The 11260-nt window shown below is 63.6% G+C and carries 14 protein-coding genes; 13 read left to right on the top strand and 1 reads right to left on the bottom strand.

Going from position 1 to position 11260, the window contains the following annotated elements; genetic code table 11:
- The first annotated feature begins 74 nt into the window (after positions 1-74).
- The 13 genes from BGP02_RS08240 to hemP all read left to right on the top strand — a co-directional run bounded on the left by BGP02_RS08240 (position 75) and on the right by hemP (position 10439).
- Entirely contained in the window at positions 75-1001 is a 927-nt protein-coding gene (locus tag BGP02_RS08240) for a DMT family transporter (RefSeq protein ID WP_286798359.1), read from the top strand.
- Between the two features lie 186 nt (positions 1002-1187).
- Entirely contained in the window at positions 1188-1760 is a 573-nt protein-coding gene (locus tag BGP02_RS08235) for a TIGR00645 family protein (RefSeq protein WP_286798344.1), read from the top strand.
- 15 nt (positions 1761-1775) lie between these two features.
- The gene (locus BGP02_RS08230) at positions 1776-3299 is read left to right on the top strand and encodes a fumarate hydratase (protein WP_017233119.1); all 1524 of its coding nucleotides are present in this window, start codon (positions 1776-1778) and stop codon (positions 3297-3299) included.
- A gap of 288 nt (positions 3300-3587) precedes the next feature.
- On the top strand, positions 3588-4067 hold the full coding sequence (gene bfr / locus BGP02_RS08225) for a bacterioferritin (RefSeq protein WP_017233118.1): 480 nt from the start codon (positions 3588-3590) through the stop codon (positions 4065-4067).
- A 112-nt stretch (positions 4068-4179) separates the two neighbouring features.
- Positions 4180-5058, top strand: coding sequence for a glutamate racemase (gene murI, locus BGP02_RS08220; RefSeq protein WP_286798343.1), 879 nt, complete (start codon positions 4180-4182; stop codon positions 5056-5058).
- Positions 5059-5171: 113 nt separating this feature from the next.
- Positions 5172-5429 (top strand): (2Fe-2S)-binding protein, encoded by a 258-nt coding sequence (locus BGP02_RS08215; RefSeq protein ID WP_017233116.1) that lies wholly within the window; start codon positions 5172-5174, stop codon positions 5427-5429.
- 434 nt (positions 5430-5863) lie between these two features.
- Positions 5864-6568, top strand: coding sequence for an energy transducer TonB (locus tag BGP02_RS08210; RefSeq protein WP_017233115.1), 705 nt, complete (start codon positions 5864-5866; stop codon positions 6566-6568).
- A 39-nt stretch (positions 6569-6607) separates the two neighbouring features.
- Positions 6608-7345 carry a MotA/TolQ/ExbB proton channel family protein gene (locus tag BGP02_RS08205; RefSeq protein ID WP_017233114.1) on the top strand — a complete coding sequence of 246 codons (738 nt, stop codon included), beginning with the start codon at positions 6608-6610 and terminating at the stop codon, positions 7343-7345.
- Between the two features lie 27 nt (positions 7346-7372).
- Positions 7373-7798: an ExbD/TolR family protein gene (locus BGP02_RS08200; RefSeq protein WP_026131790.1), complete on the top strand. Its 426-nt coding sequence runs from the start codon at positions 7373-7375 to the stop codon at positions 7796-7798.
- Positions 7799-8031: 233 nt separating this feature from the next.
- Entirely contained in the window at positions 8032-8928 is an 897-nt protein-coding gene (locus BGP02_RS08195; RefSeq protein WP_286798342.1) for a pirin family protein, read from the top strand.
- 171 nt (positions 8929-9099) lie between these two features.
- On the top strand, positions 9100-9510 hold the full coding sequence (locus BGP02_RS08190) for an OsmC family protein (RefSeq protein WP_017233111.1): 411 nt from the start codon (positions 9100-9102) through the stop codon (positions 9508-9510).
- A gap of 66 nt (positions 9511-9576) precedes the next feature.
- Positions 9577-10047, top strand: coding sequence for an SRPBCC family protein (locus tag BGP02_RS08185; protein WP_017233110.1), 471 nt, complete (start codon positions 9577-9579; stop codon positions 10045-10047).
- A 155-nt stretch (positions 10048-10202) separates the two neighbouring features.
- On the top strand, positions 10203-10439 hold the full coding sequence (gene hemP / locus BGP02_RS08180) for a hemin uptake protein HemP (protein WP_502688471.1): 237 nt from the start codon (positions 10203-10205) through the stop codon (positions 10437-10439).
- A 400-nt stretch (positions 10440-10839) separates the two neighbouring features.
- On the opposite strand, the gene BGP02_RS08175 is transcribed toward hemP, so the two are convergent.
- Entirely contained in the window at positions 10840-11247 is a 408-nt protein-coding gene (locus tag BGP02_RS08175) for a GlcG/HbpS family heme-binding protein (protein WP_286798341.1), read from the bottom strand.
- Positions 11248-11260 lie beyond the last annotated feature (13 nt).

Here is an 11260-nt window from a genome sequence, read left to right as displayed (position 1 = left end):
GAGCGCCCGTGAATTCGACATCTCCGTTCCAACCACCCACGCCGTCGCCCCCGACGGGGTCACCCGCCGACCGCCTGTTTGCGCGTTTTCCGAGTTTCGCGCTGGCACTGGCGATGACCTTCGTGGGCACCAACGTCGGCATCGGCAAGACCATGGTCGCCGTCATGCCGGTGGCCGCCTTCGCGCTGTGGCGCTTCGTGATCGCCATCGTCGCCCTCGCGCCCCGCTACCGTCCCTCGGCCATGCGACGCGTCACGCGCCCCCAATGGCGCAACCTTTTCGTGCAAACGTTCTTCGGCACGTTTCTCTTCACCTTGCTCATGCTCTCGGGCGTACGGATGACGACGGCCACCGCCGCCGGGGTCATCACCGCGACGCTGCCGGCCTGTGTCGCCCTGCTGTCGTGGGGCGTGCTGCGCGAACGCCCGTCACGACGCACGCTGGTGAGCATCGGACTGGCGATTGCCGGGGTCGCCCTGCTCAACCTGTCGCGCGGCGACACGCACAGCGCCAGCGCCCCGGGCGCCGCCGGCAACGCCTGGCTGGGCAACCTGCTCGTGCTCGGCGCCGTGGTCTGCGAAGCCATTTACGTGATCGTCTCGAAACGGCTCGCCGCCGAACTCGCCGCCATCGATATCTGCGCCTACACCCACCTGATCGGCGGCGCGCTGATGCTCCCCTTCGGCGTGGCGGGCCTGATGGCCGTGAACTACGCAGCGCTGACGCCCTGGCATTGGGCGCTCATCGTCTGGTACGGACTCGCCGCCAGTGTCTTCTCGTTTTTCCTGTGGATGCGCGGCATTCGGCACGTCAGCGCTCAACTCGCGGGGGTTTTCACCGCCATGGTGCCCGTGGCGGCGACCGCGTACGGCGTGATCTTCCTCGGCGAGCGGCTGGCCCCCGCCCAAGGCGCCGCGCTGGCCCTGACCGTCGCCGGGATCGTGCTCGCCGCGTTGCCGCGCGCCGGTTCACGCAAGACGCTATTGCCCGCCCGAGATTGAATCGGACACAGCGCCTGCGGCCAGACGTTGTAAAATGCCCGCCAAGCCGAATGTCGCGACGCGATATCCGTCACGGGCAAGCCAGTCGCCGTATCGCCCGATGTCCTTCTATTTGATTTGCGTATCCAATAATTCCGGTCTGCCGCGGCAAGCGCCGACCACTGTCACCATTTCGTCAAAACCGCCATGTCGACTTCCGGCCGCCCGTCCGACGCGCCGATGCGCCCCCTGCCCCGCATCATCTTCTTCAGCCGTTGGCTCCAACTGCCGTTGTATCTGGGGCTGATTGCCGCGCAAGGCGTCTACGTCTACAAGTTCCTGGCCGAACTCTGGCACCTGATCTCGCACGCCACGACGTTCGACGAAACGCAGATCATGCTCGTCGTGCTCGGCCTGATCGACGTGGTGATGATCTCGAACCTGCTCATCATGGTCATCATCGGCGGCTACGAGACGTTCGTCTCGCGCCTCGGTGTCGAAGGCCATCCTGACGAGCCGGAGTGGCTCGATCATGTGAACGCCGGCGTGCTCAAGGTGAAGCTGTCGATGGCGCTCATCAGTATTTCGTCGATCCACCTGCTCAAGACCTTTATCGATGCCGCCCAGCAAACGCCCCACACGATCATGTGGCAGGTGATCATTCATTGTGTCTTCCTGCTTTCCGCCGTCGTTATGGCCGTCGTCAACAAGTTGACGAACGAGAGCCACGCCCCGGCGTACGCGACCCCGCAAGTCATTACCCCCATCCGTCCCCACTAAGTCGAGAGCCGTTTCATGTCTACCGTCATTAAAGAAGACGACGTCATTCAGAGCGTCGCCGGTGCCCTGCAGTACATCAGCTACTACCATCCGGCCGATTACATCCAGGCACTGGGCCGGGCGTACGAGGCCGAGCAAAGCCCCGCCGCGCGCGACGCCATCGCGCAGATCCTGACCAACAGCCGCATGTGCGCCGAAGGCCGCCGCCCGCTGTGCCAGGACACCGGCATCGTGACCGTGTTCGTGAAGGTCGGCATGAATGTGCGCTGGGACGCCAAGCGCAATCTCACCGACATGATCAACGAAGGCGTGCGTCTGGCGTACATGCACCCGGACAACGTGCTGCGTGCCTCGATCGTGGCGCCGCCCGAAGCCGGCCGCAAGAACACGAAGGACAACACGCCCGCCGTCATCCACTACGAAATCGTGGAAGGCGACAAGGTCGACATCACGGTCGCAGCCAAGGGCGGCGGCTCGGAGAACAAGTCGAAGTTCGTGATGCTCAACCCGTCCGATTCGATCGTCGACTGGGTCGTGAAGACGGTGCCGACGATGGGCGCCGGCTGGTGCCCGCCGGGCATGCTCGGCATCGGGATCGGCGGCACGGCGGAAAAAGCCATGGTGCTCGCCAAGGAATCGCTCATGGACCCGATTGACATCCATGACGTCATCAAGCGCGGTCCGCAGAACTGGAACGAAGAGCTGCGTATCGAGCTGTTCGAGAAGGTCAACGCCCTCGGCATCGGCGCGCAAGGCCTGGGCGGCCTGGCGACCGTGCTCGACGTGAAGATCCTCGACTACCCGACGCACGCGGCGTCCAAGCCGGTCGCCATGATCCCGAACTGCGCGGCCACGCGTCATGCGCACTTCACGCTGGACGGCTCGGGCCCGTCGTTCCTCGCCGCACCGTCGCTCGACGCATGGCCGAACGTACACTGGGCACCGAATACCGAGACGAGCAAGCGCGTCGACCTGGACACGCTCACGCCGGAAGAAGTCGCCAGCTGGACGCCGGGCCAGACCCTGCTACTCTCGGGCAAGATGCTCACCGGTCGCGACGCGGCACACAAGCGCATCGCCGACATGATCGGCCGCGGCGAGCCGCTGCCGGTGGACTTCAACGGCCGCGCGATTTACTATGTCGGCCCGGTCGATCCGGTGCGCGACGAAGTCGTCGGCCCGGCGGGCCCGACCACGTCCACTCGCATGGACAAGTTCACCGACATGATGCTGTCGAAGACGGGGCTCGCCGTCATGATCGGCAAATCGGAGCGCGGCCCGGCCGCCATCGAGGCGATCAAGAAGCACAAGGCTGCGTACCTGATGGCCGTTGGCGGTGCCGCTTATCTCGTGTCCAAGGCCATTCGTGCGGCGCGCGTGCTCGCGTTCGAAGACCTCGGCATGGAAGCGATCTACGAGTTCGACGTCAAGGACATGCCCGTGACGGTGGCCGTCGATTCGACCGGCGTCTCGGTGCACCAGACCGGTCCGAAGGAATGGCAAGCCAAGATCGGCAAGATCCCGGTCGCTGCCGAGTAATGCGCCGTAAAGCGACGTAGCGCGTTGTAGCGCGCTACAACGCGACACCCGGTTGCCCCCGGCCGCAGAAAGCCGGGTCAGCGCCTGCTGGACCGAGCCCGGCCTTCGCCGGGCTTTTTTTGTCCGCTCGGCGCCGATCCGCGCCATGCCGATCTCACATGAAGGAGCACGAATGGATCGCATTTCCATTTGCACCTTGGTTCACGAAAGGCCCGGCAAGGCTTGGCTTCCCGGCCTTTTCAGGCTACGCTTCAACCGCTCGCAAACCGAACAAGGCAGGGATTCCAAATGAAAGGCGACAAGAAAGTTCTCGAACTCCTCAACGCGCAGCTCACGAACGAGTTGACGGCGATCAACCAGTACTTTCTGCACGCCCGGATGTACAACCACTGGGGCCTCGCAAAGCTCGGCAAGCACGAGTACGACGAGTCCATCGGCGAGATGAAGCACGCCGACAAGCTGATCGAACGCATCTTCATGCTCGACGGCCTGCCCAACCTGCAAGATCTGCACAAGCTGCTCATCGGCGAGAACACGGAAGAAATCCTGAAGTGCGATCTGAAGCTCGAATACCTCTCGCAAAAGACTTGCAAGGAAGGGATCGCCCACTGCGAAAGCGTGAAGGACTTCGTCTCGCGCGAAATCTTCAACGAGATCCTGCACGACACCGAAGAGCACATCGATTGGTTGGAAACGCAAATCGAACTGATCGACAAGGTCGGTCTGCAGAACTATCAGCAGTCCGGCATGGCGTCGTTCGACGAATAAGGTCGCACGCCGCAGCACGCGGACGCACCACGCATCGCCGCACCGATATCGGTTCGCGGGCTTTGCGCTAGAATTCCAGGGTCGGCCATTTGCCGGCCCTTTTTCGTTTGCCATGCCCTCCAACGCGCCGATTGGCGTTTTCGATTCCGGTCTCGGCGGCCTGTCGGTGCTTCAGGCCGTACGCGCCCTCCTCCCGCACGAGTCCCTGCTCTATGTGGCCGACTCCCGCTTCGCTCCGTACGGCGAGCGCCGCGACGCGTTCATCGAACAACGCACACTGGCGATCGGCCGGTGGCTGCGCGAGCGCGGTGCCAAGGCACTCGTCGTCGCCTGCAACACCGCGACGGCGCACGGCGTGGCAGCGCTTCGCGCCGATGCCTCGTGGCCGGTCGTCGGCGTCGAGCCCGGCATCAAACCCGCAGCGGCAGTGTCGAAGCGCGGTGTAATCGGGGTTCTGGCTACGGCGGCCACGCTGCGCAGCACCCGGTTCGCCGATCTGCTCGCGCGCCACACCGCACAAGGCCAACGCTTCCTTTGCCAGCCGGGTCACGGGCTCGTCGAGCGCATCGAAGCCGGCGATGTCGACTCACCCGACGTCATGGCACTGCTCGAACGATACGTGGAACCGATGGTGTCGCAAGGCGCCGACACGCTCGTGCTCGGCTGCACCCACTATCCCTTCCTGATACCGGCCATCCAGCGACGCTTCGGCACGACGCTCTCCCTTATCGACACCGGTGCGGCCATCGCCCGGCAGCTTGAGCGGCGTCTTGAATCCGATGCCCTGATCGCCCCTCGTCTGCCCGACACCTGTGGCGACCTCAAATTGTTCGCCACCGCGAACGCGAGCGCGCTGCAGACGATGGCCGATCGGCTACTGCCCAACGCGCCACGCGTTCAGACGATCGAGATCGCCGACATTGCCGAGATCACGTCGGATGGCCCGGCCAGTCTCGATCCGCTCCCAAACCTTCCCATCATCTCCGCCTGAACCCGCGACCGCAAACCCCTGCTCGCACCATGGAATAGGTCGACGGCACTTGCAAAACATCATCACTTGAATAATAATTATTCTCATTAGTGTTACATTTTGACGTTTTCATCATGATCGTCTGCGTCTGCAAATCCGTCTCCGAACGCCAGATCAAGGCCTGCATCGATGCCGGTGCCACCTCGATGGAAGATCTTCAGATCGACCTCGGCGTTGCGCTGTGCTGCGGCAAGTGCGGCCCTTATGTTCAGGAAATGGTGTCCGGTGCGTCGCCGTGCTGCGGCCGCTCGTGCGATGGTGGCTGCCAGTCAGCCCATGCGACGCCCTCCTCGGAAGTCGTGGTCGTGCGGGAGCTGGCGCTGGCCGCCTGAGACGGCTCGCACCGTCACGCCCTCCCCCGATTGCCCTGCGGCATCGGCAGCAATTCTGCCGAGTGTTCTGCCTGGCATGTTTCCGAATCGCCTCTGCGGCCAAGTGTCGCATCGGCAACAGCGCCAGCCAACTGCGGCCTATGCGACGATTCGCATGTGCCGCCCAGCGCCAGCCAGCGACTTCTCACCCACCGGAGGTGTCAAATGGAACTCCTGATTGGCTTTGTGTCGACGCTATGTTTGTCGTTTTTCCTGTTTCGAAAGTGAGTTCGCGCACGGCGCTCGATTCATGCCGTCACTGTGTTCGCCGACCGCGCCGCTTGGCGCGGTTTTCCTTTCATCGTACGTCCCGGCCTATCCCGAACGTCGAGTCATCGCGCACCGCGCAGCGCTCGCCGTTCGTCGCCGCAATTTAGCGTACCCTAGCCGTTACCATGTCGACCGTGCCCCCTTCTGGCCTCACGCTCATGCCGAGCCGCGATCCGCTGATGTCGCCGCGCGCCGTCGCAATTGCGGCAGTGATCGTCGTCGCCCACATTGCCGCGCTGGTGGGCCTGTCGCACCTGCGAAATGCCCCGGCGCCGGCCACGATTGTGCCGACGGTCTTCACCGCCACCATCGTTCCGCCCCAACCGAGACCCGCGCCGCCGCAGGCATCCCCCCCCAAGCCCGCGCCCGAACCTCCGAAGCCAAAGGTCGCTCCGCCGCCGCCCAAGCCTCGCGTATCGGCGCCCAATGCCATCGCACAAAAGGCCGAGCCGGTAGCGCCGCCGCAGCCAAGTGCCGAGCCGGTGAAAGACACGGCACCTGTCGCGCCAGCGGCACCGCCAGCACCGGCACAGGCCGTCGCGCCGCCGGGCCGCGTCGAAGGGCTGAAACTCGAATGCCCGGATCCGCCGCTGATCTATCCGACGCAGTCACGCCGACTCGGTGAGGAGGGCGTCGCGACGGTAAGGATGGTCATCAATGTGCAAGGCCGAGTGGCGGAGGCAAACATCGTCAAGTCGAGTGGTTATCCGAGACTCGATAAAGCCGCCATCGAATCGGCCTACAAGATGCGCTGCGCTGCGCCGATGAAAGACGGACGCGCGGTAGAAACCACGGCGACGAAGCCTTTCAGATTCAACATCGACAATTAACGCAACCCTTCACGAACGGGATCTCCCGAGGAAAGCAAAATGCAAGAGTATGGTTTGAGCCACGTCTGGGCGCAGGGCGATTTCGTTACCCGAGCCATCGCGATCGTGTTGTTGGTGATGTCGGTGCTGTCGTGGACGGTCATCCTCATCAAGGGCACCCAGGTCTTCCGCCTGAGCCGCCTGACGCGCACCGCCGAGCCGGATTTCTGGCACTCGGAGAATTTCTCCGCCGGTCTGCAGAAGCTGGGGGAATCCGGGCAGAACAACCCGTTCCTCGCACTGGCCCTCGCCGGCCAGGACGCCGCCGAGCATCACCGCCAGAGCCAGCCGCACCTGCACGACAAGATGGATGTGAGCGACTGGATCACGCGCGCCCTGAAGAACTCGGTGGACGACACGGTGTCGCGCCTGCAAAGCGGCCTGGCCATGCTGGCGTCGATCGGCTCGACCGCACCGTTTGTCGGTCTGTTCGGCACGGTATGGGGCATCTATCACGCCCTGCTGGCGATCGGCGCATCGGGCCAGACGACGATCGACAAAGTGGCCGGCCCCGTGGGCGAGGCGCTCATCATGACCGCCTTCGGTCTGTTCGTCGCCATTCCGGCCGTGCTCGGCTTCAACGCCCTGACGCGCGCCAACAAGGGCATCGTGTCGAAGCTCAACCGTTTTGCCCACAGCCTGCACGCCTACTTCCTGACCGGCGCCAGCCTGCACCCGACGCAGTTCGCGACCAACGTCTCGCCGGTGCGCAAGTCCACCCCGGCCAGCGCCAGCTAAGCCGCCGCGCCAGACAAGGAGTTCGCCATGGCTATGGGTTCATACAGCAGCGACGACGGTGCCGACGACGCCATGATGAGCGAGATCAACATGACGCCGCTCGTCGACGTCATGCTGGTACTGCTGATCATCTTCATCGTGACGCTGCCGGTGCTCAATCAATCGGTCAAGCTCGACCTGCCGCAGGCAAGTAGCCAGCCGGAAGACACCAAGCCGGCCAAGATCGATCTGTCGATCCAGGCCGACGGCACCGTCTTCTGGGACAAGCAGGTCGTCGACGAGACCGCACTCAAGGCGCGTCTGGCGCAGGCCGCCGAAGCGCAGCCGCAGCCGGAACTGCACCTGTTCGCCGACAAGAACGTGCGCTACGAGAGCGTCGCCAAAGTGCTGGCGCAAGCGCAGACGGCCGGCATCACCAAACTCGGCTTCGTGACCGCCCCCGACACGAAATAGGTTTGACGCGTTCACGAATCGCGCAAGCGCGGTGCTCGTCACCGCGCTTTTTTTCGCCCATCGAATTCGCAAACGACGTCGTGCGGCCACATTTGGCCGGCATTGTTCCAATCGGGTAACAATCCTTCCTGCGTTACGGGCTACTCCCGGGGCCATGCGCCCCGATATAGTTTGGGCACGACATTGGACGCACAATGCCATCTCGGCATGCGCCCCCCACAGGAGGTTTCCCCATGAGCACCCCGTCCGCCCGCCAGATCGCCCGCGTCTTCACGGCAGCGCAAACGCAGGAAGGCGCCGGTTTTCACGTCAATCGCCCGTTCCCGACACGTATGATGACGGACTTCGATCCGTTCCTCCTGCTCGACGAAATGGGGCCAATGCAAGTCGCCCCCGGGGACGCCAAGGGCGCCCCCGATCACCCGCACCGCGGCTTCGAGACCGTGACGTACTTGCTCGCCGGCGAAATGGAGCATCGCGACTCACAAGGCCACGCGGGCAAGCTCACGCCAGGCGACGTGCAGTGGATGACGGCTGGTGCGGGCGTCATCCACTCCGAAATGCCCTCGCAGGCCTTTCAGCAGCGCGGCGGCGAGATGCACGGCTTCCAGCTCTGGGTGAACCTGCCGCGCACGGACAAGATGATGACGCCGCGCTACCAGGAACTGCCGGCGGCCGGCATCCCGAGCGCGACAAGCGAAGACGGCAAAGTGTCGGTGCGCGTGATTGCGGGCGAGGCGCTTGGCACGCGCGCCGCCATCGAAACGCGGACGCCGATCCTGTACCAGCACTTCACGCTGCAATCGCAGGGAGTGCTCGATCATTCCGTGCCCACGGACTTCAACGTGTTCGCCTATGTGATCGACGGCGAAGGGCAATTCGGCGACGACGCCACTGTGGCCAAGACGCATCAGATGGTCGTATTCGGTGACGCCGGCGAGCGCATTGCCGTGCGCAACGTTAGCGACAAACCGATGTCGTTCCTGCTGATCGGCGGCAAGCCGCTGGGTGAGCCGGTGGCCCGCTACGGCCCGTTCGTGATGAACACGGAGGGCGAGATTCGTCAGGCGATTCTCGACTTCCAGGCAGGCCGTATGGGACGGATTCCGGCCTCGAGCAACACTGACTGAGGCGGTGGCGTCGGGGAGATCCCTGCCGTTCGTACAGGCCCGGTGAATTTGGGTCACAATGGCACGCAGAGTGCATTGTGGCTCGACATCTTCGCCGGGCCGTTCTCATCCTCTCCCGATACGTTCCGTGACGTTCACCCTAACGTTGATTTGGCCCCCACAGGAGCTGCCATGGCTGCAGAAGCGATAGTCACCGCCCATCTGGGCGCTGCAGGTTTTACCACGCCTCTCTCGGACGGCAAGCATGAATGGCTGGCCGACGAGCCCGCGGCGCTCGGCGGCGGCGACCTCGGTCCCGCCCCTGCGGCGTTGCTGCTTTCCAGTCTCGGCGCCTGCACATCGATCACGTTGCAGATGTATGCGCGACGCAAGGAATGGCCGCTCAAGGAAGTGACCGTGACGCTCGCGATGAATCCGGACGGCAAACCGCCCGTCGGGACCACGCAAATCACGCGCAAAATCGAACTGGCCGGAGATTTGTCGGAGGAGCAGCGTCAGCGCCTCTTGGAAATCGCGAATGCGTGCCCAATTCACAAGGTGTTATCGGGCACCATTGCCATCGACAGTCTGTTGGTCGAGTAATATTCGGCGCGACGCCTGCATGCTGTCACCGCATGCAGGCCCGCACCGATGGACGGGGAGACTTTCTTGCAGTACGAACACCTGATCGAGGTCAACGACCTCCTGAACCCGCTGGCCTTCGCGTTGACGCGCGATCAACTGTGGCGCGGTCTCGTGCTGCGCGCCGAGCAACCGGAGACTTTCGTGCTCGGACTCGACAAGTGCATCGTGCACGAACGCACCGACGACTCGCTGACCCGCGAGCTGCGCTTCGGTGAAGCGGTAGTGCACGACCGGGTCGTCTTCGAGGCCCAGCAGTGGGTGCGCTACGAGACGGCGGCGACGGATCAGCACGCGGGTGGCACCCTCACCATGCGTATCGAAGAGCCGACGCCGACGCATTACTTCGTGCGCTTCACCTACAGCACCACACTGCAGGAAGACGCCGCCACGGCAGACACGCGCTATAGCGAGTTCGTGAAGTCCGCCTATCGTGAGGCCGACATCGACACCGTCGGGCAGATCCGGGCGCTCGCCGAACAAGGCGCGCTGGGCTAAGCGGTCATCGGCAAGCGATTCGCCGGGCGTGGCGTGCCACCGTCCGGCGAATCCGCGATTAGACACTCACTATTCGGAATTCACAGCAATAGCCATATTTCAATGCAAATAGTAATGATTCTCATTTAATATCTGTCTCATAGTCAGCCACACGGATGAGCGAGATGACCGCAAGCCACACCCCTGCCCGCCAGACCCCGCCCGCCATGGCACCGCGCCGCACGTTGTCGGCGTCACGTGCGCAAACGGATAGATCGGCCAGCCACACCACGGGGCGCGCGCTCACGAGCGAACACCTGCTGCAAGGCACGCAATGCGTGAACATCCTGCACAACGGACAGACGTATCAGTTGCGCGCCACGCGGTACGGCAAGTTGATCCTGACGAAATAAGACGCGCAATCCGTCACGAATTTTGGCGGCGGCACGACCACGACCGTGCCGCCCCGTTACCGAGTTTTGTGGGGACCACCTCGCCTAAGAGGTGTTTGGCAGTAGCCAGCGAATGCAACGCAATCCCATGTAGTTACGGCAAGCCCCTCTCTACCTGCGTTGCACGCCAGCCAAGCCGCTTTTTTTGTCCGTCCACGCGAGTTTCATTGATGTTCTCCTCGTGGCCCAGCCTGCCAAGCCTCAGGGGGTGGCCATCCGGCCTGACAAGCCTTTGACCCGTCCGCGAGGACGGGTTTTTCTTTGGTGCCGTCGAAAAAAAAACATCGTCGAACTCATCGACGATGCTTTTTGTCCCTACGGGCCTACGGACCTACGGAGGCGGGCGAGTGCCCCGAGGCGCTCAGGCGCGCATGACCGCCGCGATCCCAGCCCGCGCGATCTGGGCATCCTGCGTCGACTTCACACCGGACACACCGACCGCGCCAATCACGTTGCCGTCGATCACGATGGGCACGCCGCCTTCGAGCATCGCGGTGTTCGGCGCGCTCAGGAACGCAAAGCGGCCGCCATTGATCATCTCCTCGAACGCGCCGCTTTCACGACGGCCGACCGCGGAGGTCTGCGCCTTGCCCAGCGACATCATGGCCGTGCTGGGCGCCGCACCGTCCATACGATACAGCGACAGCGCGTGACCGCCGTCGTCGACGATCGTGATGCACACGTTCCAACCGTTCGCGGTGGCTTCGGCCACGGCGGCGGCGTTGATCTTCTGCACGTCTTCAACGCTCAGGACAGCTTTCGTCTTCATACGTCTCTCTCGT

The sequence above is a fragment of the Pandoraea sp. 64-18 genome (assembly GCF_001899225.1).
Classification (GTDB): Bacteria; Pseudomonadota; Gammaproteobacteria; order Burkholderiales; family Burkholderiaceae; genus Pandoraea; species Pandoraea cepalis.
The sequence above is the reverse complement of the archived record's forward strand: the minus strand, read 5'-3'. Positions and strand labels throughout refer to the sequence as shown.

Coding starts and splice junctions, on each gene's coding strand:
- BGP02_RS08235 (WP_286798344.1), top strand. CDS start 1,188: ATGTCGACTTCCGGCCGCCCGTCCGACGCGCCGATGCGCCCCCTGCCC.
- BGP02_RS08230 (WP_017233119.1), top strand. CDS start 1,776: ATGTCTACCGTCATTAAAGAAGACGACGTCATTCAGAGCGTCGCCGGT.
- bfr (WP_017233118.1), top strand. CDS start 3,588: ATGAAAGGCGACAAGAAAGTTCTCGAACTCCTCAACGCGCAGCTCACG.
- murI (WP_286798343.1), top strand. CDS start 4,180: ATGCCCTCCAACGCGCCGATTGGCGTTTTCGATTCCGGTCTCGGCGGC.
- BGP02_RS08215 (WP_017233116.1), top strand. CDS start 5,172: ATGATCGTCTGCGTCTGCAAATCCGTCTCCGAACGCCAGATCAAGGCC.
- BGP02_RS08210 (WP_017233115.1), top strand. CDS start 5,864: ATGTCGACCGTGCCCCCTTCTGGCCTCACGCTCATGCCGAGCCGCGAT.
- BGP02_RS08205 (WP_017233114.1), top strand. CDS start 6,608: ATGCAAGAGTATGGTTTGAGCCACGTCTGGGCGCAGGGCGATTTCGTT.
- BGP02_RS08200 (WP_026131790.1), top strand. CDS start 7,373: ATGGCTATGGGTTCATACAGCAGCGACGACGGTGCCGACGACGCCATG.
- BGP02_RS08195 (WP_286798342.1), top strand. CDS start 8,032: ATGAGCACCCCGTCCGCCCGCCAGATCGCCCGCGTCTTCACGGCAGCG.
- BGP02_RS08190 (WP_017233111.1), top strand. CDS start 9,100: ATGGCTGCAGAAGCGATAGTCACCGCCCATCTGGGCGCTGCAGGTTTT.
- hemP (WP_502688471.1), top strand. CDS start 10,203: ATGAGCGAGATGACCGCAAGCCACACCCCTGCCCGCCAGACCCCGCCC.
- BGP02_RS08175 (WP_286798341.1), bottom strand. CDS start 11,247: ATGAAGACGAAAGCTGTCCTGAGCGTTGAAGACGTGCAGAAGATCAAC.